Genomic DNA, 22,549 nt, shown 5'->3' on the forward strand with positions numbered 1-22,549 from the left:
GGGCGGGGTGCCGTGTCCGCACAGGACCGAACCCATTCCCCGACGTCCGGGCGGGCGGCCGAGGCCGTGATCCGGGTGAGCGGGCTCACCAGGACGTTCGGCAGGGGAGCGGAGGCGAGGAACGCGCTCGACGGGCTCGACCTCACCGTGGCGCGCGGCAGCGTGCACGCGGTGCTCGGCCCCAACGGCGCCGGCAAGAGCACGGCCGTCCGGGTGCTCACCACGCTGCTGCGGCCGACCGGCGGCCGGGCCGAGGTGGCCGGCTTCGACGTGGTGCGGGAGCCGGACCAGGTCCGTTACCGCATCGGGCTGCTCGGCCAACACGCGGCCGTGGACGAGGAGTTGAGCGGCCGACAGAACCTGGAGCTGTTCGGCCGGCTCTACCACCTGGGCGGGCGGGCCGCCGCCGCGCGGGCCGACGAGCTGTTGGCGCGCTTCGACCTCGCGGACACCGGGCGGCGCGCGATCCGTCACTACAGCGGCGGGATGCGCCGCCGGCTGGACCTGGCGGCCAGCCTGATCACCCGGCCCGAGGTGCTCTTCCTCGACGAGCCGACCACCGGGCTCGACCCGCGCGGCCGGGCCGAGGTGTGGGAGGCGGTCCGCTCCCTGGCCGGGGGCGGCACGACCGTGCTGCTCACCACGCAGTACCTGGAGGAGGCGGACCAACTGGCCGACCTGATCACGGTGATCGACGGCGGGCGGCGGATCGCCGAGGGCACCGCCGACCAGCTCAAGAGCCGGATCGGCGGCGACCGGATCGACGTCGTGCTCAGGGACGGCGGCGCGCTGCCGGCCGCCCGCGCGCTGCTGGCCCGGCGGTTCGCCGAGGAACGGATCGTCTCCGGGGGCGACGCGATCGCGGTCGACGCCGACCGCCGGCAGCTCAGCGTGGGCGTGGACGACCGGATGCGGGCGCTGACGGCGGTGGTCGCGGCGTTCGCCGAGGCCGGGGTCGAGGCGGAGGACATCGCGCTGCGCCGCCCCACCCTGGACGAGGTCTTCCTCACGCTCACCGGCCAGCCCACGGCGGCCCCCAACCCCCAGGAGGCGACCGCATGACCGCGACCACGACCCCGACCCTCGACGAACTCCCGCCCGACACCGGGACGTTCACCCCCCACCAGCCGGGGCGGGCGCGACGGCTGGCCGGCGACTCGGCGACCATGGTCCGGCGCGGGATCGCGCACTGGGCGCGTCAGCCGGGTCAGATACTGGCCAACCTGGCGTTCTCGGTGATGATGCTGATCATGTTCGCCTACTTCCTCGGCGGCGGCATGGTCGTCGGGGGCGGCGGCGACTACGTCGACTTCCTGGTGCCGGGGATGCTCGTGCTGACCATGGCCTTCGGCATGGAGGCCACCATGGTCGAGCTGACCAGCGACATCAACCGGGGCATCCTCGACCGTTTCCGTTCGATGCCGATCGCTCCCAGCTCGGTTCTGGTCGGCAGAACCCTGTTGGATCTGCTCAACTCGACCATCGGCCTTGCGGTGTTGATCGGCGCCGGCTGGGCGATCGGCTGGCGCTGGCACGCCGGGGTGACGGAACTGCTGGCCGCGCTGGGGCTGTTGCTGCTGCTGCGGTTCGCGATGCTCTGGCTCGGCGTCTGGCTGGCGCTGGTCGCCGGCCGCCCCGAGATGGTGCAGACCGTGCAGATCCTGGTGTGGCCGCTGTCCTTCCTCTCCAGCGTCTTCGTCTCACCCGACACCATGCCCGGCTGGATCGGGACCCTCGCCGACTGGAACCCCATCTCGGCCACCGCCGGCGCGGTGCGCGAGCTGTTCGGCAACCCGGCCTGGCCCGGCGACTCCTGGGCCGCCCAGCACCCCGAACCGCTCGCCGTGCTCTGGCCGTTGGCGATGCTCGCCGTCTTCGTTCCCCTCGCGCTGCGCCGCTTCTCCCGCCTCGGCGCCTGAGACGCGTCGCGCCCGCCGGGCACCGGGCGGGCGCGACGCTCAGCCGTCCATCGGGACGTTCTGAGCGCTCGGGACGCTTGGGACCGGGACGTCCGGCAGGTGCAGCCGGACGTCGTGCGCGTCGAGCGCGGCCCGGATCGCCGGCGGCGGCCCGGCATCCGCGACCACGGCGTCCAGCCGGTCCCAGCCGCACAGCCGCACCGGCGCCGTCGCCGAGAACTTCCGCGCCCCGACGAGCAGGACGACCCGTTCCGCTATGTCCATCAGGGTCTCCTTCACCTGCCGCTCGACGTCGGCCGCCGCGTAGACCCCGCGTTCGTCCACGCCGGCCGCGCCCAGGAAGCAGGTGCGCACCTTCAGCCGCCTCGCCATGTCCACGGTGAGCGAGCCCACCAGCGCGCGGCTGGGCGCGTAGAGGTCGCCGCCCAGCGCGATGCCCCGGGCGGCGGGGCGGTCCATCAGCAGGTCGATCACCGGCACCGAGTGGGTGACGACCGTGCCGTGGAACGCGGTCGGCAGCGCGGCGGCCAGCTGGAACGCGGTGGTGCCGGCGTCGATCGCGATCACGTCGTCGTCGGTGACCTGCGCGGCGGCGAGCCCGCCGACCGTGCGCTTCTCCTCGACGTCGGCGGCGAACCGGCTGTCGAAGCCCGGATCGGAACGGTCCCTGGGCCCGGCCGGCAGCACGACGCCGCCGCGCACGGCGACCACCTCCCCGTCGGCGGCGAGCCGACGGATGTCGCGGCGCGCGGTCATCTCGGAGACGCCGAGCCGGGCCGCCAACTCCCCGATGGAGACGAAGCCGGTCCTGCGCAGCGCCTCCAGGATCTCCTCGCGGCGAGCGGGAGCCGCCCGGTACTTCAGCGGGTCTTGTGGCACGGCTACCTCGTCTACCTCGGGGACTACCTTGTGCGGGCCGGGTTGCAACAAACCTAACAAATCTTAGTTCGCCCTCCCAGGGGCGGTGTTGGCCCTGCTCGCGGCCGGTTGGCAGGGCCTCCGCTCTGGAATGTTGTTAGATACTTGACATCTTGTTGGTATTAGCGTCAAGGTGTTGTCGCTTGTAGAACATTTCTCCGTGACGGTGAGGTAGCGCATGTCCGGCCCCAAACCCCCCGTGGTGGTGTGCGTCGGGGTGGTGACCCTCGACGCGTTGGCGCTGGTCGACCGGCATCCAGGGCCCGACGAGCGGGTCGTCGCCGACCGGGTGGCGATCAGCGGCGGCGGACCGGCCGCCACCGCCGCCGTGGTCATGGCGCGGCAGGGCGTCCCGGTGTCGTTCGTCGGCCGGGTCGGCACCGACCCCGAGGGCGAACAGGCGCTGGCGCTGCTCGCCGCCGAGGGCGTGGACGTGACGGGCGTGCTGCGCGACCCGGCCACGCCCACCCAGTCCTCCGTGGTGCTGGCCGCCGCCGGGACCGCGACCCGCTGCATCGCCACCCGAGGCGTGCCGCCGCTGCCGCCGCTCGCCGGCCGCGCCGCCGAACTGGTCGCCGGCGCCGACTGGGCGCACACCGACCACCTCGGCTTCGCGCCCGTCGCCGAGCTGGTGGAACGGCTCGCCGCCGCCGGCCACCCACGACCCCGCCTCGCGCTCGACGCCGGCAACGAGGTGCCGGGGCTGGACGGGCGGCTAGGCCTGGTCGACCTCTATGTGCCGACCGCCGCCTCGTTGACCGCCCGCTACGGCGCGGCCCCCGACGCGCCGGGCGCCGTTCCCGACTGCGCGCGCCGCGCCCTCGCCGAGGGCGCCGGCGCCGTCGTCGCCACCAGCGGTGGCGACGGCAGCGCGGCCTGGTGGCCCGACGGCGGCCACGCGGCGGCGCCGGCCGCCCGGGGCGTGGAGATCGTCTCCACGCTCGGCGCCGGCGATGTCTTCCACGGCGCGCTGCTCGCCGCCCGCTGCCTCGGCCGGGACTGGCCCGAGGCGCTGCGGCACGCCAACGCCACCGCCGCGCTGTCCTGCCGCGCCCTCGACGGGCGGAGCGCCGTCCCCGACCTGGCCGAGCTGAGCGCGTTCCTGTCCGACGCCGGAGCGGGCGACGCCGGAACGGGCGGCGGCTGACCCCGAACGGCCACCCAACCCCGAACGGCCGGGCGCCGGGAAGCCCGGCGCCCGGCCCCGCCTCCAGGCCCAACCAGCAGCCCCCGAAGAGGAGTTACGAGACCGATGACCGCAACGACCGCCACCACAGCGAGCGCCGCCACGCTCGCGGACATCGCCCGCCCCTCGGGCGGCTTCGCGATGCTGGCCGTGGACCAGCGCGAGGCGATGCGCCTGATGTTCGCGGCCGCCGGCGGCGCGCCCGTCGCCGACCGGGTGCTCACCGACTTCAAGGTGAAGGCCACCCAGGTGCTCACGCCCCACGCCTCCGCCGTGCTGGTCGACCGGCAGTTCGCCCTCGACGCGGTCCTCGACGCCGGGGCCGTGCACCCCGGCTGCGGCCTGATCGTGGCCGCCGACCACTTCCTGCCGGGCAACGGCATCCCGGTGGACGCCGTGGAGATCGACGAGGGCGTGGACCCGTTCCGGGCCAGGGCCCAGGGCGCCGTCGCCCTCAAGCTGCTGGTGCTCTGGCGGCAGGACGAGGACCCGGCGGTGCGCCGCGCGATGGTCGCCGACTTCGTCGCGCGCTGCCGCGCCGCCGGCCTGGTCAGCATCATCGAGCCGGTGGTGCGACCGCCGCGTCGCGGCTGGGAGTTCGACCGCGAGGCGGCGATCGTCGCGGCGGCGCGGGAGCTGGGCGACAGCGGCGCCGACCTCTACAAGGGCGAGATGCCGCACGGCGGCAGGGCCGACAACGCCACCCTGCTCGACGCCTGCCGCGCCATCGACGACGCCGTGGCCATGCCCTGGGTGATCCTCTCCTCCGGTGTCGAGGCCGACCTGTTCGGCAACGCCGTCCGGATCGCCTGCCGGGCCGGCGCCGCCGGCTTCCTCGCCGGCCGCGCCGTCTGGCAGTCCGTCATCGGCGCCCGCGAGACCGAGGCCGTGCTGCGCGACGTCTCCGTGCCCCGGCTGCGCCGCCTCGGCGAGATCGTCGACGAGGCGGTCGCCGGCCGCTGACCCCGGCCCGCCGGGGCGGCCCGGGGCCCACCCCCGACCGGGCCCCGCCGCCACCCGGGGCCCGCCCCTGTGGACCGCCCCGGTCAGCCGCCCGCCCGTCGCCCGTCAGCCCGCCGTCAGCCCGCCCGTCGTCCGCCCGTCCGGAGGTTCCGCACGATGACCACCCACTCCCGCGTTCTGTTCACCGCGCCCGGCCGGGTGACGACCGAGACCGTCGACGAGCCGGCGGCCCAGCTGCCCCCGGGCCACGTCCGGATCGCCCCCCACTACCTCGGCATCTGCGGCAGCGACCTGCATGTGCTGCACGGCGGGCACCCGTTCGCCCGGCCGCCGCTGGTGCCCGGGCACGAGCTGTCGGCCGTCGTCACCGAGACCGCGCCCGACGTCGCCGGCGTCGCCGTCGGCGACCGGGCCGTGATCGACCCGATCATGGCCTGCGGCACCTGCCGCGCCTGCCGGGCCGGGCGGCCCAACCTCTGCGAGCCGCCGAACGTCGCCGGCTTCCGCGCCCCCGGCTTCGGCCGGACCAGCCATGTGGTGCCGGCGGCCAACGTCCATGTGGCGCCCGCCGACCTGCCGTTGGACCGGCTCGCTTTCGCCGAGCCGCTGGCCTGCGCGGTGCACTGCCTCAGCCGGATTCCGGACCCCGCCGACCGCGAGGAGCTGCTGGTGATCGGCGCCGGCACCATCGGCCTGACCATCGTGCGGGCGCTGCGCGTCGCCGGCGCCGGCCGGATCACCGTCCAGGAGCCCGACCCGGCCAAGCGGGCGCTGGCCCGCCGGCTCGGCGCCGACGCCGCCGTCGCGCCCGGCGAACTGCCGGACGGCGCCGCGTTCACCGGAGTGATCGACGTCGTCGCCGCCCAGCCCACGCTCGCCGAGGCCACCGCCCGGGTGGTGCCCGGCGGCCGGGTCGTGGTGATGGGCGTGCCCAACGGGCCACGCGAGGTGCCGCTGCCGTCGATGCAGCGCTTCGAGCGCGACCTGGTCGGCTCCGCCATGTATGTCCCGGCCGACTTCGACACCGCGATCGGCTGGCTGGCCGACGGCCGGTTCGACACCGAGGACCTGATCACCGACACGTTCCCGCTGCGGGACGCAGAGGCCGCCTACCGGCGGGCCGAGGCCCCCGACTCCATCAAGGTCCTCGTGCGCCTCGCCGACTGACCGCCCCGTGCCGACGCACCCCGAAGCCCCCCGCCCTGACGCCCCCCGCCTGAACGCAATCGTGGATCGCACATGAGCACCTCACCCCCGGCGGTCATCCGCCGCCCGCAGGACGTCGTCGACCTCGTCAACGCCCACCCCGCGCGACGCGGCGGCCCCGGCATCGCGCTGGTCGCCCTCGGCGGCGTGATGATCGACGCCTACCAGGCCGCCATGGTCGGCTTCGGCAACTCCTATATCGCCGACGAGTACGACATCAGCAAGGGCGCGGCGGCCGCCGTCAACGCCACCGTGCTGGTCGCCGCCCTGGTCGGTGGGCTGATAGCCAGGCCGCTGATCGAACGCCTCGGGCAGCGGCGGGCGTTCGTGCTCGGCATGGGCCTGTGCGCGTTCGCGGCGGCGGCCGTGGCGTTCGCCCCCAACATCTGGATCGTGCTGCTCTGCCGGGTGGTGATGGGCGTCGGCCTGGGCATCGACTTCCCGCTGGCCACCTCGGCGGTCGTCGAGCTGTCCGGCTCCCGCAGCTCGAGCTCGGGCCGCTCGGTCAACCTCTGGCAGATGGGCTGGTACATCTCCACCACCGTCGTCTACCTGGTGCTGCTGCCGCTCAACCAGCTCACCACCGTCGAGTCCGACCTGTGGCGGTACGGGATCTTCGTGGGCGCCGGCCTCGCCGTGCTGGTGATGGTGGGGCGCTGGTTCCTGATCGGCGAGTCCGCGCTGTGGGCGGCGCGCCGCCAGCGCTGGGACGAGACCGTGCGCATCCTGCGCGACCGCTACGGCGTGCACGCCACCGTCGCGCCCGACGCCGAGGGCGCGGCGCCCGGCGGGCAGGCGCCGAAGGTGCGCGGCGCCTACCGGGTCATGTTCGACCGCACCTACCGGCGCCGCACCGTGCTCGGCTGCGTCGTCGCGACCATGCAGGCCTGGCAGTACAACGCGGTCGGCATCTATCTCCCCGTCACGCTGGGCGGGGTGCTCAGCGGCGGGCTGGCCGGCAGCCTCGGCGGCTCCGCGCTGGTCAACGCCGCCTTCGGCATCACCGGCGGGCTGCTCGGCTCGCTGTGGGTGCGGCGGTTCGGCGCCCGGCGGCTGTCCATGGCCGGGTTCGCCGTGGTGGCGGTCTGCCTGCTGGTGCTGGGCGCGCTGGGCTCGGGCGCCCCGTGGCTGGCGCTGTTCCTGCTCGGGCTGATCATCTTCGGCCACGCGGCGGGGCCCGGCGGGCTCGGCATGACCATCGCCACCCTCTCCTACCCGCCCAGCATCCGGCCGGCCGGCGTCGGCTTCGCCCGGGCGATCATGCGCACCGGCGCCATCGCCGGGCTGGTGCTCTGGCCCATGCTCTGGGACGGGCTCGGCACCGAGGCCTTCTTCTGGCTGGCCCTGGTGCCCGGGATCGGCCTGCTGACCTGCCTGTTGATCCGTTGGGAGCCCGTCGGGCAGCCGGTGGACGACGAGGACGCGGACGTGCTGCGGCGGATCACCGCTGTGGAACGCGTCACCGTCTGAACCCTCTTGCCGGGATACCGCATCGAACATCCGTTTCCTACCCTTAACCGGTCATCCGCTCCGAGGAGATCCCCCATGTCCCCGATATCCCAGGCACCCCAGTCATCCCAGGCATCCCGGTGGTCCTCCGATGGCCCCGTCGTCGGCTTCGTCGGCGCCGGCGCCATGGGCGGCGCGGTCTGTCGCCGCCTCGCCGCCGGCGGGCACCGGGTGCGCGTCTTCGACCTGTCCGCCGGGGCCGTCGCCGCCTGCGTCGCCGCCGGCGCCGAGGCCGCCGACAGCGCGGCGGACGCGGTGGGCGGCTCGGACGTCGTCTTCACCTCGCTGCCCACGCCCGAACTGGTCGCCGCCTTCTGGGAGGAGAACCTCCCCCACCTCGCGCCCGACGCCGTCGCCGTCGACCTCTCCACCATCGACCCCGCCACCTCCCGCCGCGTCGCCGACCGGATCGAAGCGCGGGGCGCTTCGTTCCTCGCCTGCACCCTGGGGCGCACGCCGGGGCACGCCGAGAACGGGGACATCCCCGCGTTCGTCGGCGGCGACCCGGCGACCGTCGAACGCGTCCGCCCACTGCTGGACCGCCTCGCCTCCTCCGTCCACCCGCTGGGCGACGTCGAGGCCGCGACCACCTTCAAGCTGGTCTCCAACCTCGTCGGCATGACCAACCTCGCCGTCCTCGCCGAGGGCTATGTGCTGGCCCGCCGCGCCGGGATCGAGCCCGAGGCGTTCGCCGCCGCGCTGGAGGAGACCGGCGCCGGCTCGTTCCAGAGCCAGGTGCGGCTGCCCTGGATCATGGCCGACGACCTGGCCGCCCGCTTCTCCGTGGACCTCGCGGCCAAGGACGTGCGGCTCGCCGTCGAGGCCGCCGCCCGCTGGTCGGTCCCGACCCCGGTCGCGGCGGCCGGCCTCTCCGCCCTGGTCGCGGCGAGCGCCGCGGGGCACGGCCGCAGCGACGCGGCGGCCGTCGTCGAGACCTACGACCCGCGCCGCACCGCGCGCGGCCCGGCCGCCGACTGACGCGGCCCCGCACCCGTCCGCACCCGCACAACCACCACGAGGTACCCCATGGGTCGAGGCAACGGCGCCCACCCGGACCGCGCGCCCGGCGGCGGCATCCGCAGGGTCGTCCTGGGCAGCTTCGCCGGCGCGCTGCTGGAGTGGTACGACTTCTTCATCTACGGAACGGCGTCCGCGCTGGTCTTCGGCGACCTCTTCTTCCCCGAGGCCGACCCGGCCGTCGGCACCATCGCCGCGTTCGCCACGTTCAGCGTCGGCTTCTTCGCCCGGCCGCTGGGCGGCGTGGTCTTCGGACACCTCGGCGACCGGGTCGGCCGGCGCTCCGCCCTGATCTGGACCCTGCTCCTGGTCGGCGCGGCCACCTTCCTGATCGGGCTGCTGCCCACCTACGAACAGGTCGGCCTGCTCGCGCCGGCGCTGCTGACCCTGCTGCGGCTGGTGCAGGGCTTCGGCCTGGGCGGCGAGTACGGCGGCGCGGCGCTGCTCACCATCGAGAGCGCCCCGCCCGAGCGCCGGGGCTTCTACGGCAGCCTGCCGCAGGCCGCCGCCTCGGCCGGGATCATGCTGGGCACCGGGGTGTTCAGCCTGTGCGACTGGCTGCTGGACGAGGAGCAGTTCCTGGCGTGGGGCTGGCGGGTGCCGTTCCTGATCAGCGCGCTGATGCTGGCCGTCGGCCTGTTCATCCGGCTGCACACCGAGGAGACCCCCGACTTCCGCCGCGCCCGCGCCGTCGCCGCGTCGCGCCCCGAACGCCCGCCGCTGCTCGAACTCCTCGGCCGCCACCGGCGGAACCTGCTGCTGGCCCTCGGCGCGCGGCTGGCCGAGACCGTCTCCTCCAACGTCGTCAACGCGTTCGCCGTCGCCTACGTCGGCACCCAGCTCGCGATGGAGGACCGGGTGCCGCTCAACGGGATGCTGATCGCCTCGGCCGTCGGCCTGCTGGTCTGCCCGCTGGCCGGGCGGCTCTCCGACCGGGTCGGGCAGCGCCGCGTCTACCTCTTCGGCGCGGCCTTCGCCGCCGCGTTCGCCGTCCCGTTCTTCCTCCTGCTGGACACCCGCAACGCGCTGGTGATCGGGTTCGCGCTGGTCATCGGCTACAACCTGGGCCCGACCGCGATGTTCGCCGTCCAACCGACCATGTTCGCCCGGATGTTCGGCACCCGGGTGCGCTACACCGGGCTCTCCCTGGCCTACCAGGTCTCGGCGATCCTGGGCGGGCTGACCCCGCTGATCGCCAGCGCCCTGCTGGCCGCCGGCGGCGGCACCCCCTGGCTGGTCGCCGCCTTCACGACGACCGTCGCCCTCCTCTCCTGGCTCTGCGTCCACGCGATCACCCCCACCCCGCCGACCCCGACCACGCCAAGCCCCCGGCCGGCCCGGCGGCCGACCTCCGCCCCCGCACCCCGCTGACGCGCCGCACCCCGCTGACGCGCCGCACCCCGCTGACGCGCCGGCGCGCCAACGGGGACCGTTCCGGCTTGCACCTCACGTCGCGGGATGCTGCACCGTGGGGGCCGTTGACGACGGGAAGGAGGCGGACGTGAGCTACTCCGTCGGCCGGGTCGCCGAGCTGTCCGGGGTGACGGTGCGCACGCTGCACCACTACGACGAGATCGGGCTGCTGGTGCCGGGCGAGCGCAGCCCGGCCGGGCATCGGCGGTACGGGGATCGGGACCTGGACCGGTTGCAGCGCATCCTCTTCTACCGGGAGCTGGGCCTCCCGCTGGAGCGGATCGCGACGCTGCTGGACGACCCGGAGGCGGACCCGCGTCGCGAACTGCGCCGGCAGCACGCGCTGCTGACCGGCCGGATCGAGCGACTGCGGGCGATGGTCGCGGCCGTCGAACGAGCCATGGAGGCACGGCACATGGGAATCAACCTCACCCCCGAGGAACGGTTCGAGGTCTTCGGGGACCACGACCCCGAGCAGTACCGGGAGGAGGTGGAGCGGCGCTGGGGCGACACCGACGCCTACCGGGACTCCCAGCGGCGCGTCGCCGACTACACCACGGAGGACTGGCGGCGCATCAAGGCCGAGGCCGACGCGCTCAACGAGCGGCTCGCCGGGCTGCTGGCCTCGGGCGTCGCGCCCGACTCGGCGGAGGCGATGGACGCCGCCGAGGAGCACCGGCGGCAGATCTGCGGCACCTACTACGACTGCTCCCACGCGATGCACACCAACCTGGCCGAGCTGTATGTCGCGGACGAGCGGTTCACCCGCGTCTATGACGCGGTCCGGCCGGGGCTGGCGGCGTTCCTCCACGACGCGATCCTCGCCAACACGGCCCGCGCCGAACGTTCCTGACGCCGCCGCAGGGCCTCCGCCGGCCGGCGAACGGGGCGCTGTGGGGGAAATCACCGGGCGTCCCGGGCCGGCCGACGGGGGTGGCCGGGCCGGGACGCCCGGCGTTGTCGCAGGTCAGCACGGTCCGTGCGGGTCCGGGCCGACCGGTGCCGCCGCGCCGGAGGCCCCGAGATCCACTTATGCTGCGCTGGAGGGCTCTTGGCGGGGCCATGTCCGGACATAGGCGTAGCGAAGGAGCGGGAGCGACACGTGGCCGGGGAGAGCACCTGGGCGACCGGCGAGGAGCCCACGGAGCAGGAGACGACCTCCGGTTTCGCCGTTCCCGAGGGGCTGGAGCTGCCGCCGCCGGAGAGCGACCACCCCAGTTCCGAGTTCGCGCTGCCCGAGGGGCTCTCGGTGCCGCCGAGGGAGCGGCCGCGCAGCGAGTTCACGCCGGCCGAGGGGGTGCCGGCGTTCGGCCGGGGCACCCCGTGGCAGGACCGGATGCGGACCATGGTGCGGATGCCGGTGACCGAGCGGCCCGCGCCGGAGCGCGCGCCGGTGGTGGACGAGGGCGAGGCCGCGCCGGCCGTGCCCCGCGTGCTCGACCTGACGCTGCGCATCGGCGAGCTGCTGCTCGCCGGCGGCGAGGGCGCCGAGGACGTCGAGGCCGCGATGTTCGGCGTCGCCCACGCCTACGGCCTCGACCGGTGCGACGCCACCGTCACCTTCACCCTGATCTCCATCACCCACCAGCCGTCGCTGGTGGACCCCTCCGTCTCGCTCTCCCGCACGGTGCGCCGCCGGGGAACGGACTACACCCGGCTCGCCGCCGTCTTCCGGCTGGTGGACGACATCACCTCGGGCGAGGTCAGCCTGGAGGAGGCCTATGGCCGGCTGGCCCAGATGCGGCGGAACCGGCACCCCTACACCAAGTGGCAACTCACCATCGCCGCCGGGCTGTTGGCCGGCGCGGCGAGCACGCTGGTGGGCGGCGGCTGGCAGGTCTTCCTGCTGGCCGTGATAGGCGCCATGGTCGGGGACCGGCTGGCGTGGCTGGCGGCGGGGCGCGGGCTGCCGGAGTTCTACCAGTTCGTCGCGGCCGCGATGGCGCCCGCGCTGGTCGGGGTGGTCTGGGCGGCCAGCCACGAGTCGGGCCGGGGCGAGGCGCAGGCCGCCGCGATGATCACCGGCGGGCTGTTCGCGCTGATCCCGGGGCGGGCGCTGGTCGCCGGCGTGCAGGACGGGCTCACCGGCTACTACCTCACCGCCTCCGCCCGCCTGCTGGAGGTGATCTACCTCAGCGTGGGCATCGTCTGCGGGGTGCTGGCGGTGCTCTACATCGGCGAGACCTCGGGGGTGCGGCTCGACCCGGAGGTCATGACCAGGGCGGTGCGGCCGGCGATCCAGCTGGGCGCCGCGCTGCTACTGTCCCTGACCTTCTGCGTGCTGCTCCAGCAGGAACGTGCCACGGTGCTGCCGGCCACCGTCAACGGCGGCATCGCCTGGCTGGTCTACGGCTCGATGCACGACATCGCCGGGCTCTCGCCGTTCGCCGCGACCGCCGTCGCCGCCGGGATGGTCGGCCTGTTCGGGCAGCTCCAGTCCCGCTACCAGTTCACCTCCTCGCTGCCCTATGTCACGGCGGCGATCGGACCGCTGCTGCCGGGCAGCGCGTTCTACCTGGGGCTGCTGGGCTTCGCCCAGGGCGAGGTGGACTTCGGGCTGGAGAACCTGCTGCGCGCGGTCACCCTGGCGCTGGCCATCGCCGTCGGCGTGAACCTGGGCGGCGAGATGGCCCGGCTCTTCATCAAGACGCCGGGCCTCACCTCGCCGATCGGCCGCCGGGGCGCCAAGCGCACCCGGGGCTTCTGAGCCCGCCGGCCCCGCCGGAACGGGCCGGAACGGGCCGGAACCGGGGGGCCGACCAGGGCCGGCCCCGGACCGACGCCGGTCAGTGGCTGGTGAGCTTCAGGCCGACCACGCAGCCGACCAGGCCCAGCAGGAGCAGCACCCGCAGCGGGGTAACCGTCTCGGTGCCGTTGGCCATCGCATAGGCGGCGGTCAACGTCGCCCCGATCGCCACCCAGATCGCATAGCCCGTGCCCACCGGAACGGTGCGCAGCGCATAGGCCAGGCCCACCATGCTGGAGGCCAGCGCGACGGCGAACACCGCCGTCGGCCAGGGGCGCGAGAACCCCTCCGACCTCCCCAACGCCGTTGCCCACACGGCCTCCAGCACGCCGGAGACCACCAGAACGAACCACGCCATGACGACGAATTCTCCCTGTGCCGTCTTGTCATGGCTGGGTACGGCACCCTCGTCCAGGAGCCGGTCGGGCTCTGTCCGCGAGTTTCGCACAGCGGCGCGCCCGGGGCGAGTGGGCGCCGGGCGCGCCGGGGCCGCGCGAGGCGGCCCTCAGCTCAACGAGCCGTCAGTGGTGTCCCTCGCCCGCGTCGGCGGCGCGCTTGAGCGACGCCTCGATCTCGGCCTCGGCCTCGGCGCGGCCCACCCAGTTGGCGCCCTCGACGGACTTGCCGGGCTCCAGGTCCTTGTACACCTCGAAGAAGTGCTGGATCTCCAGGCGGTCGAACTCGCTCACGTGGTGGATGTCCCGCAGGTGCTCCATGCGCGGGTCGGAGGCCGGCACGCACAGCAGCTTGTCGTCGCCGCCCGCCTCGTCCCGCATCCGGAACATCCCGATCGCCCGGCACAGGATCAGACAGCCGGGGAAGGTGGGCTCGTCCAGCAGCACCAACGCGTCCAACGGGTCGCCGTCCTCGCCGAGGGTGCCGTCGACATAGCCGTAGTCGGCCGGGTAGACGGTCGAGGTGAACAGGTGCCGGTCCAGCCGGATGCGGCCCGTCTTGTGGTCCACCTCGTACTTGTTCCGCGATCCCTTCGGAATCTCGATGGTGACGTCGAACTCCACTGGGTGGTCTCCTTAACCGATCTACGCACGCGACAGGTGGTTAAGTGTCTCTCACGCAGCCGTCGGTACGCGAAAGGGGCTGGTCGGTACCGTGCGATGGGCAGCTCAGATGGTACGTCGCCACCGTTCCGCGGGCCGACTGGCGGTCGGTTCCGCGACCGCCGGCCTGGCGCTCGCCGCCGGACTCGTCGCGCTCACCGGGCCCTGGGACGGCGGGCAGCGGGCCGCCGAACGCGACCAGGCGACGGCGGCCGACCTGGTGCGCGGGCAACTCCCGGCCGAGCGGCTCGCCGGCACCGTGCCGGCGGCGCCCGCCGTGCTCAGCCCGCTGGACGGCAGCGCCGCCGCCCCGTCCCCACGGGCATTGACCCGCACCCTCACCCCGCTGCTGGAGGCCGAAGCGCTCGGCGACGAGGCCACCGGCTCCGTGGTGGACGTGGCCACGGGGGACGTCCTCTTCGAGCGGGGCGCCACCGATGGCCGCGCCCCGGCCTCGACCGTCAAGGTGCTCACGGCCGTCGCCGCGTTGGACGCCCTGGGCCCCGACCACCGGCTGACCACCAGGACCGTCGTGGACGCCGAAGGCGAGCGGGTCTACCTGGTCGGCGGCGGGGACACCACGCTCACCGCGAACGACATCCAGGGCCTCGCCGACCGCACCGCCCGCGCGCTGGCGGACCGGGGCGTGGACTCCGTGCGCGTGGCCTACGACGTCTCGGCCTATCCGGCCGAGACTCACCCGATCGGCGTCAACAGCAACATCGCTCCCATCGTCCCGCTCCAGGTGAACGCCGGCCGTCTCGACGACAGCAGCCACGGGCCGGCCGACCGCTCGACCGACCCGGCCAGGGACGCGGCCGAGGCGTTCGCCGAGCGGCTGGCGACCGCCGGCATCGAGGTGGACGGGCGGGTCGGGGAGCGGACCGCGCCCGACGCGGCCGAGGACCTGGCCGAGCACCGCTCCGCCCCCGTCGCCTCCCTGGTCGAGCGGATGCTCACCGACAGCGACAACGACCTGGCCGAGGCGCTCGCCCGGGCCACCGCGCTGGCCAGCGACGAGCCGGGCACGGCGCGCGGCCTGGCCCGCGCGCTCACCTCCCGGGCGGAGGCGCTGGGCGCGCCGCTGGACTCCGTCCGGATCGTCGACGCCAGCGGCCTCGACCGGGACGGGCGGGTCTCCGCCGGCCTGTTGACCGCCGTGCTGGCGGCGGCGGCCGACCCGGGCAGGCCGGAGCTGCGGCCCGCGCTGACCGGGCTGCCGGTCGCCGGCTTCACCGGCACCCTGAGCAACCGCTACGCCGAGGGCGACGGCGCCGACGGGGCCGGCGTGATCCGCGCCAAGACCGGGACGCTGACCGGCGTCAACACCCTGGCCGGCACCGCCACCACGGCCGACGGCCGAGTGCTGGCCTTCGCCTTCATGGCGGCGGACACCCGGGACGCCCAGGCGGCACAGGAGGCGCTGGACGTGGCGGCCAGCGCGCTCGCCGAGACCTCCGCCGGCTGACGGCCCCCCGCCGGCGGCGCGGCCCGCCGGGGCTGACCGGCCGGCGGTGCGGCGCTGGCCCGCCGTGCGGCTCCGCCGCCGGCGCAGCGAGCGGCCCGGCCCCGCCGACGACGCGCAGGCGAAGCCGCAGGTGGACGCGACGGGCAGGAACGCCAGCGAGGGCAGCGACAGCAGAACGGAGAGCAGGGCCAGGACGGCCAGCGGAAACGGCAACGGCGGGTATGGCACGGACATGCGGGCGGCTCCTTTTCAGCGGCGGCGAAGGTGGCGGTGCTGGCCCGGCGTCCCGGGCCCCGGTGACTCCTCACCGGCAGTCACCATCCTGCGCCCAGCGCTCACCCTCCGTCATCAGCCCCCGGGCTGATCTCCCGCCGCCGACCTTCGCCCCACGGCCTAAGCCCCCGGGCGGAGCGCGCGCCGCCCGTTCACCACCCCGTTCACCACCCGACCGCACCCGACCGCGCGCCCGCCCCGACGCCCGGCCCCCGTCCACCACCGGACCCCGTGGCCTATCCGCTTGCCGCGCGGGCACCGTACCGTTGACGGCATGACGAGCCTCGGCGGTACCGACCTGGTGGACTGGAACCTCGCGGTTTCCACGGCGACCCGCTTCGCGCGGCAGGGCCCGGAGGTGAGCCGGGACGAGGCGCGAGCCGTGGTCGCCGAGCTGCGGGCCCACGCGACGGCGGCCGAGGGGCATGTCCGCGCCTACACCCGGCTGGACTCGGGCCCGTTGGACACCCCGGTGCTCGTCGTCGACCGCCCCGGCTGGATCAAGGCCAACGTGGCCGGCTTCCGCGAGGTGCTCCAGCCGTTGATGGCGCGGATGCGGGAGCGCCGCTCGGCCTCCCCGGCCGGCGGGATGCTGACCGCCGTCGGCGGCAAGGTCACCGGCGTCGAGGTCGGGATGCTGCTGTCGTTCCTCTCCTCCCGGGTGCTGGGCCAGTACGAGACCTTCGCGCCGGCCACCACCGGGCTGCCGGCCGGCGGCCCAGGCGCGCGGGCTGGTCGGCTGCTGCTGGTGGCGCCCAACATCGTGCAGGTGGAGCGCGAACTCGACGTCCGCCCGCACGACTTCCGGCTCTGGGTCTGCCTGCACGAGGAGACCCACCGCACCCAGTTCACCGCCGTGCCCTGGCTCCGCGACCACCTGGAGAGCGAGATCCAGGCGTTCCTCGCCGAGGCCGACGTCGACCCCGCGACCCTGGTCGAACGGGTGCGGCAGGCGTTCGGCGCGCTGACCGGGCGGAACGGGCAGGACGCCGCGCGCGAGACCGTGCCGGAGGAGCCGGTCGTGGCGCCGGCCGAGGAGAACGGCGGCCTCGGCATCGTCGACCTGGTGCAGACCCCCAGGCAGCGGGAGATCCTGGAGCGGCTGACCGCCGTGATGTCGCTGCTGGAGGGGCACGCCGACCATGTGATGGACGCGGTCGGGCCCGACGTGGTGCCCTCGGTCGGCGAGATCAGGGAGAAGTTCACCCGGCGCCGGGAGACCGGCGCTGGCCGGCTGGACCGGGCGCTGCGCCGGCTGTTGGGCCTGGACGCCAAGCTCCGGCAGTACAAGGACGGCGAGCGCTTCGTCCGCACGGTCGTGGAGCGCACCGGGATGGACGGCTTCAACAAGGTGTGGACCTCGCCCAACACCCTGCCGACCAAGGACGAGATCGCCGATCCCGAGCGCTGGCTGGCCCGGGTCCACGGGCACCGGGACCTGCCGGGCGACGGGGCGGCCTGAGCCCGCCGCCCGGCCGCCGACGGTCCCACGCCGGGAACCGGCGGCCGGTTCCGGTAGCGGCGTCCGGTTCCAGGAACGAGCCCGAATCACTCGTATGAGGGACCGTGGCCTCCGGGATGGCGTGCGATGCTCGGGTAACAGCCCTTCTCTGTCACCATTTACGCACCCTGCGTGACAGTCTGCGCGAGGCTCTCCTGTGCCACTCTCCGGAAAGAAGTGATTCGGACATGGGTCCCCATCCCGCGGTCGCCGCGATACGCCTGGCGGTCCGCCGCGTGTTGCACGACATTCGTCACGACGTCGGCTCGCCCTTCCCCGCCGGGCCCCCGCCCCTGGTGCTGGTGGCCTGCTCAGGTGGCGCCGACTCGATGGCCCTCGCCTCCGCGCTCGCCTTCGAGGCCCCGCGCTGCGGCCTGCGCGCCGGAGGCGTCACCGTCGACCACGGCCTCCAGCCGGACTCCGACGTCCGGGCCCGCGAAGTCGCCGAGCGGCTCGCCGAGTTGGGCCTCGACCCGGTGGAGCGCAGCTCCGTCACCGTGGGCCACGCCGGTGGCCCGGAGGCCGCCGCCCGCACGGCCCGCTACGCCGCACTGGACGCCGCCGCCGAACGCCACGGCGCGGTCGCCGTTCTCCTCGGCCACACCAGGGACGACCAGGCCGAGACCGTTCTGCTCGGGCTGGCCAGGGGCTCCGGCACCCGCTCGCTCGCCGGCATGGCCGCCGCCTTCGCCGGCCTGGGCGGCGGCCCGGCCCACGCCGGAGGGTCCGCCCCCCGCTACCGCCGCCCGTTCCTGAGCGTCGACCGGCAGACGACCCGCAGGGCCTGCCTGGTCCAGTCGATCCCCGTCTGGGACGACCCGCACAACTCCGACCCCAGCTTCACCAGGTCCCGGGTGCGCCACGAGGCGCTGCCCGTGCTGGAGAAGGCCCTCGGCCGGGGCGTCGTCGAGGCCCTCGCCCGCACGGCCCAGCTCTCCCGGGACGACGCCGACGCGCTCGACGACTGGGCCAGGGAGGCGGAGCGCGCCGCCACCCGCCCCGACGGCACCCTGGAGATCGCCGCGCTGCGCGGCCTGCCGCCCGCCGTCCGCCGCCGGGTGCTGCGCCGGGCCGCCATCGCGGCCGGCGCCCCGGCCGGCTCGCTCTTCGCCCGCCACATCGAGGAGACGGACCGGCTGATCACCGCCTGGCGCGGCCAGAGTCCGCTGAACCTGCCGGGCCGCGTCGAGGCCAGCAGGCAGGGTGGCAGACTTGTCCTCCAGCAGGCGAACCGATGGGCCGACGGTTCGGCGGTCACGCCGGGGAGATCTGCCGAGTAGAGCCGAACAGAGCGAAGCCGTCGGGCGGCGACCGCCGCCGACGGACAGTGACAGGCAGTAGGGCCAGTAGAGAGCAGTGGCACGGGTGCGAGAGTCAGATCTGGGGGCCGACCTGGAGTCGGTGCTCATCACCAGGGAACAGATCGATGCCAGGCTCGGGGAGTTGGCCGCCGAGATCGACGCCAGATACGCGGGCCAGGACCTGCTGCTGGTCGGGGTGCTCAAGGGCGCGGTGATGGTCATGGCCGACCTCGCGCGCGCCCTGTCCACCCCCGTCACCATGGACTGGATGGCGGTGTCCTCCTACGGCGCGGGCACCCAGTCCTCCGGCGTGGTGCGCATCCTGAAGGACCTCGACACGGACATCGCCGGTCGCCATGTGCTGATCGTCGAGGACATCATCGACTCCGGGCTGACCCTCTCCTGGCTGCTGTCCAACCTGGGCTCCCGCCAGCCGGCCTCACTGCGGATCTGTTCGCTGCTGCGCAAGCCGGACGCGGCCAAGGTCGACATCGACGTGGAGTGGGTCGGCTTCGACATCCCCAACGAGTTCGTGGTGGGCTACGGCCTCGACTACGCGGAGAAGTACCGCAACCTGCCCTTCGTCGGCACGCTCGCCCCGCACGTTTACGGGGAGTGAACGGGAACACCGCCCGGTTCCCCACCGTTGAGCAGGGGGAGACGATCGGTGCCCGATGCCCGGCAGCGCTGAGCGGTCGTACTGGGGTACCGTCGCGTTGTACAGCTCAGCTGAGTCAAGGCCGGGCGCAGATCGGCCGACACTAGGACACCGCGCGCACAGCAGAGCCCGTCCGGGAGCGGCTGTGCCTCTACGTGGCAGGAGGGACGGGGCCGCGCCGCCCCGTATGGATAGACGTGAAGCGCTATTTCCGTGGGCCAGTGATGTGGATCGTGCTGGCCGTCCTCGCCGTCATTCTGCTGATGCAGGTGTTCAGCTCGTCCGAGGGCTACAAGAAGGTGGACACCGGCGAGGTCGTTCAGGCGATCAACCAGAACCAGGTCAGGTCGGCCGAACTCACCACCGGCGACGAGCAGACGATCAGGATCGAGCTGGCCGAGGGCCAGGAGATCGAGGGCAGCGACAAGGTCCAGGCCAACTACATCGACGGCCAGGGTGAGGACCTCGCCCAGACCCTTCAGGCGCGGTTCCAGGACGACCGGCTGGCCGACGGGTACACCGTCTCGCCCAAGTCGCAGAACCCGTTCGTCGGGATGCTGCTGTCCATCCTCCCGTTCCTCCTGATCATCGTCGTCTTCCTGTTCCTGATGAACCAGATGCAGGGCGGCGGCTCCCGGGTGATGAACTTCGGGAAGTCCAAGGCCAAGCTGATCACCAAGGACACCCCCAAGACCACGTTCGACGACGTCGCCGGCTCGGACGAGGCGGTGGAGGAGCTTCAGGAGATCAAGGAGTTCCTCCAGGAGCCCGCCAAGTTCCAGGCCGTGGGCGCCAAGATCCCCAAGGGCGTGCTGCTCTACGGCCCGCCCGGCACCGGCAAGACCCTGCTGGCCCGCGCGGTGGCCGGCGAGGCCGGGGTGCCGTTCTACTCCATCTCCGGCTCGGACTTCGTCGAGATGTTCGTCGGCGTCGGCGCCTCCCGGGTCCGTGACCTCTTCGAGCAGGCCAAGGCGAACGCCCCGGCGATCGTCTTCGTCGACGAGATCGACGCGGTCGGCCGCCACCGCGGCGCCGGCATGGGCGGCGGCCACGACGAGCGGGAGCAGACGCTCAACCAGCTGCTCGTCGAGATGGACGGCTTCGACGTCAAGGGCGGCGTCATCCTGATCGCCGCCACCAACCGCCCGGACATCCTGGACCCGGCGCTGCTGCGCCCGGGCCGCTTCGACCGGCAGATCGCCGTGGACCGGCCCGACATGCAGGGCCGCCTGGAGATCCTCAAGGTCCACCAGAAGGGCAAGCCCGTCGCCCCCGACGTGGACCTGGCCGCCGTGGCCCGCCGCACGCCCGGCTTCACCGGCGCCGACCTGAACAACGTGCTCAACGAGGCCGCGCTGCTGGCCGCCCGGGGCAACGCCAAGCTGATCGACAACAAGTTCCTCGACGAGGCGATCGACCGCGTCGTGGCCGGGCCGCAGAAGCGCACCCGGATCATGAGCCAGAAGGAGAAGATGATCACCGCGTACCACGAGGGCGGACACGCCCTGGTGGCCGCCGCCTCGCCCAACAGCGACCCGGTGCACAAGGTGACCATCCTCTCCAGGGGCCGCGCCCTGGGCTACACCATGGTGCTGCCCGAGGAGGACAAGTACTCCACCACGCGGAACGAGATGCTGGACCGCCTGGCGTACATGATGGGCGGCAGGGCCGCCGAGGAGCTGGTCTTCCACGACCCGACGACCGGCGCCGGCGACGACATCGAGAAGGCCACCTCCACGGCCCGCGCCATGGTCACCCAGTACGGCATGACCGAGCGGCTGGGCGCGATCAAGTTCGGCAGCGACAACTCCGAGCCGTTCCTGGGCAAGGAGATGAGCCACCAGCGCGACTACTCCGAGGAGGTCGCCGGGCTGGTGGACGAGGAGGTCAAGAAGCTGATCGAGTCCGCGCACAACGAGGCGTGGGAGATCCTCGTGGAGAACCGGGACGTCCTGGACAACCTGGTGCTCGCGCTGCTGGAGAAGGAGACGCTCAACAAGGAGGAGCTGGCCGAGGTGTTCCGGCCGGTGGTCAAGCGTCCGCCGCGCCCCGCGTGGACGGGCTCCACCCGCCGCGCCCCCTCGACCAGGCCGCCGGTGACCTTCCCCACCAAGGAGATCAGCATGGCCAACGGCTCCGCCAACGGTGCCACCAACGGCGCGAGCGGCGGCGCGAGCAACGGCGCCGCCAGCGGCGCCGGCCTGGAGAGCGGCGGCCAGTCCCCGCTGGACAAGTCGCCCGAGCCCAGGCCGGAGGACTGACCGCCGGCCCGCTCCCGCCGTTGGGTATCGCTGTTCGGTATCGCCGATCGGTCCGGAATGCCCGTCGCGCCCCTCACGTTCTAGGGTGAGGGGCGCGGTCCTGTTCGGAGGGCCTGCCGTCACGAGGAACGAGGAACGGGGAACGGTATGACTGACCCGGTGACGTTGACGGGCGGGGAGTCCGCACCGGGGCCGATCGGCGAGTTCGACGAGAAGCGCGCCGAGAACGCCATCAGGGAACTCCTCCTCGCCGTGGGCGAGGACCCGGACCGCGAAGGGCTGCGGGACACCCCGGCGCGGGTGGCCAGGGCCTACCGGGAGATATTCGCCGGGCTCTGGCAGCGACCCGAGGACGTGCTGACCACGACGTTCGACCTGGGCCACGACGAGATGGTGCTGGTCAAGGACATCGAGGTGATGTCCTCCTGCGAGCACCACCTGGTGCCGTTCGTGGGGGTCGCGCACATCGGCTACATCCCGGCCAGCAGCGGCAAGATCACCGGTCTTTCGAAGCTGGCCCGCCTGGTCGACGTCTTCGCCCGCCGCCCGCAGGTGCAGGAGCGGCTGACGACCCAGGTCGCGGACTCCATGATGCGCATCCTGGAGCCGCGCGGGGTGATCGTGGTGGTGGAGTGCGAGCACATGTGCATGACGATGCGCGGAGTGCGCAAGCCGGGCGCGAAGACGACGACGTCGGCGGTGCGGGGGCAGTTGCGTGACCCGGCGACGCGGGCCGAGGCGATGAGTCTGATTCTGTCCCGGTAGACGCTGGGCGCTGGGTGCTGGCCTTTCGGGGACGCGCGGCGCGGTGCGCGCGCGGTGCGGTTGGCGTGGGGGTTGTCCCCCACCCGCCCGCCCCTGGTCGCCTGCGGCGGGCGTCCCTGCCGGGGGCGTTGCCCTGCGGGCGGCCTTTGCCCGGTGGGCGGTCGTTGCCCTGCGGGCGGCGGTTGCGCCTGCGGGCTGCGCCCGGGGGTGCCCGGGTTCGCCGGTGGCGGGGCATTCGCGAGGAACGTGGTCCCTGCCTAGGGCACTGCCCCCGGGACGTCAACTGTGCCCGGGGGGCGGGGCGTTGCGCGGGCTCGGCATCCGCCGGGGACGGAACGTTGATCGTGTGCGGCATTCCAGGGTCGGGCCGTTGCCCCTGCGGGCGCA

The 22,549-nt window shown here is 73.9% G+C and carries 19 protein-coding genes and 1 riboswitch; of the genes, 16 read left to right on the top strand and 3 right to left on the bottom strand.

What is annotated here, in order from left to right:
* Nucleotides 1-12 precede the first annotated feature (12 nt).
* Both FH609_RS19440 and FH609_RS19445 read left to right on the top strand, forming a co-directional pair.
* The gene (locus FH609_RS19440) at nt 13-1,062 is read left to right on the top strand and encodes an ATP-binding cassette domain-containing protein (protein WP_139669762.1); all 1,050 of its coding nucleotides are present in this window, start codon (nt 13-15) and stop codon (nt 1,060-1,062) included.
* A complete protein-coding gene (locus tag FH609_RS19445) occupies nt 1,059-1,919 on the top strand; it encodes an ABC transporter permease (RefSeq protein WP_139669764.1) in 861 nt (286 codons plus the stop codon). The genes FH609_RS19440 and FH609_RS19445 overlap by 4 nt, the downstream gene beginning before the upstream one ends.
* Nucleotides 1,920-1,958: 39 nt before the next feature.
* Here FH609_RS19445 and FH609_RS19450 read toward each other — a convergent pair whose 3' ends face one another.
* Nucleotides 1,959-2,798: a DeoR/GlpR family DNA-binding transcription regulator gene (locus tag FH609_RS19450; protein ID WP_193317963.1), complete on the bottom strand. Its 840-nt coding sequence runs from the start codon at nt 2,796-2,798 to the stop codon at nt 1,959-1,961.
* A gap of 217 nt (nt 2,799-3,015) precedes the next feature.
* Here FH609_RS19450 and FH609_RS19455 point away from each other — a divergent pair, with 217 nt between their 5' ends.
* The 8 genes from FH609_RS19455 (at nt 3,016) to FH609_RS19490 (ending at nt 12,838) form a co-directional block, all read left to right on the top strand.
* Nucleotides 3,016-3,984, top strand: a complete 969-nt coding sequence (locus FH609_RS19455; protein WP_139669768.1) for a carbohydrate kinase family protein — start codon at nt 3,016-3,018, stop codon at nt 3,982-3,984.
* 105 nt (nt 3,985-4,089) lie between these two features.
* Nucleotides 4,090-4,986, top strand: a complete 897-nt coding sequence (locus tag FH609_RS19460; RefSeq protein ID WP_193317964.1) for an aldolase — start codon at nt 4,090-4,092, stop codon at nt 4,984-4,986.
* Nucleotides 4,987-5,142: 156 nt separating this feature from the next.
* On the top strand, nt 5,143-6,153 hold the full coding sequence (locus tag FH609_RS19465; protein WP_139669770.1) for a zinc-dependent alcohol dehydrogenase: 1,011 nt from the start codon (nt 5,143-5,145) through the stop codon (nt 6,151-6,153).
* Between the two features lie 72 nt (nt 6,154-6,225).
* Nucleotides 6,226-7,662, top strand: coding sequence for an MFS transporter (locus FH609_RS19470; protein WP_139669772.1), 1,437 nt, complete (start codon nt 6,226-6,228; stop codon nt 7,660-7,662).
* 75 nt (nt 7,663-7,737) lie between these two features.
* A complete protein-coding gene (locus tag FH609_RS19475; protein ID WP_139669774.1) occupies nt 7,738-8,679 on the top strand; it encodes an NAD(P)-dependent oxidoreductase in 942 nt (313 codons plus the stop codon).
* Between the two features lie 48 nt (nt 8,680-8,727).
* Nucleotides 8,728-10,089: an MFS transporter gene (locus tag FH609_RS19480; RefSeq protein WP_139669776.1), complete on the top strand. Its 1,362-nt coding sequence runs from the start codon at nt 8,728-8,730 to the stop codon at nt 10,087-10,089.
* Between the two features lie 130 nt (nt 10,090-10,219).
* A complete protein-coding gene (locus FH609_RS19485) occupies nt 10,220-10,984 on the top strand; it encodes a MerR family transcriptional regulator (protein WP_139669778.1) in 765 nt (254 codons plus the stop codon).
* A gap of 249 nt (nt 10,985-11,233) precedes the next feature.
* A complete protein-coding gene (locus tag FH609_RS19490; RefSeq protein WP_226961814.1) occupies nt 11,234-12,838 on the top strand; it encodes a threonine/serine ThrE exporter family protein in 1,605 nt (534 codons plus the stop codon).
* Between the two features lie 79 nt (nt 12,839-12,917).
* Here the strand turns inward: FH609_RS19490 and FH609_RS19495 are convergent, their stop codons facing one another.
* Nucleotides 12,918-13,235, bottom strand: a complete 318-nt coding sequence (locus tag FH609_RS19495) for a DMT family transporter (RefSeq protein ID WP_139669781.1) — start codon at nt 13,233-13,235, stop codon at nt 12,918-12,920.
* Nucleotides 13,236-13,249: 14 nt separating this feature from the next.
* Nucleotides 13,250-13,310: riboswitch (guanidine-III (ykkC-III) riboswitch) on the bottom strand.
* 88 nt (nt 13,311-13,398) lie between these two features.
* A complete protein-coding gene (locus FH609_RS19500) occupies nt 13,399-13,896 on the bottom strand; it encodes an inorganic diphosphatase (RefSeq protein ID WP_122183680.1) in 498 nt (165 codons plus the stop codon).
* A 109-nt stretch (nt 13,897-14,005) separates the two neighbouring features.
* Here FH609_RS19500 and dacB point away from each other — a divergent pair, with 109 nt between their 5' ends.
* The 6 genes from dacB to folE all read left to right on the top strand — a co-directional run bounded on the left by dacB (nt 14,006) and on the right by folE (nt 22,162).
* Nucleotides 14,006-15,403 (top strand): D-alanyl-D-alanine carboxypeptidase/D-alanyl-D-alanine-endopeptidase, encoded by a 1,398-nt coding sequence (gene dacB, locus FH609_RS19505; protein WP_139669783.1) that lies wholly within the window; start codon nt 14,006-14,008, stop codon nt 15,401-15,403.
* 547 nt (nt 15,404-15,950) lie between these two features.
* Complete coding sequence (locus FH609_RS19510) at nt 15,951-17,138, top strand: zinc-dependent metalloprotease (RefSeq protein ID WP_139669785.1); 1,188 nt, start codon at nt 15,951-15,953, stop codon at nt 17,136-17,138.
* A 227-nt stretch (nt 17,139-17,365) separates the two neighbouring features.
* Nucleotides 17,366-18,457, top strand: coding sequence for a tRNA lysidine(34) synthetase TilS (gene tilS, locus FH609_RS19515; protein WP_139669786.1), 1,092 nt, complete (start codon nt 17,366-17,368; stop codon nt 18,455-18,457).
* An 85-nt stretch (nt 18,458-18,542) separates the two neighbouring features.
* Nucleotides 18,543-19,097: a hypoxanthine phosphoribosyltransferase gene (hpt, locus tag FH609_RS19520; RefSeq protein WP_193317965.1), complete on the top strand. Its 555-nt coding sequence runs from the start codon at nt 18,543-18,545 to the stop codon at nt 19,095-19,097.
* A 230-nt stretch (nt 19,098-19,327) separates the two neighbouring features.
* Nucleotides 19,328-21,397 (top strand): ATP-dependent zinc metalloprotease FtsH, encoded by a 2,070-nt coding sequence (gene ftsH, locus FH609_RS19525; RefSeq protein WP_139669913.1) that lies wholly within the window; start codon nt 19,328-19,330, stop codon nt 21,395-21,397.
* Between the two features lie 147 nt (nt 21,398-21,544).
* Nucleotides 21,545-22,162, top strand: a complete 618-nt coding sequence (folE, locus tag FH609_RS19530) for a GTP cyclohydrolase I FolE (protein ID WP_139669788.1) — start codon at nt 21,545-21,547, stop codon at nt 22,160-22,162.
* Nucleotides 22,163-22,549 lie beyond the last annotated feature (387 nt).

This window comes from Streptomyces sp. 3MP-14, from assembly GCF_006334905.2.
GTDB classification, from domain to species: Bacteria; Actinomycetota; Actinomycetes; order Streptomycetales; family Streptomycetaceae; genus Streptomyces; species Streptomyces triticirhizae.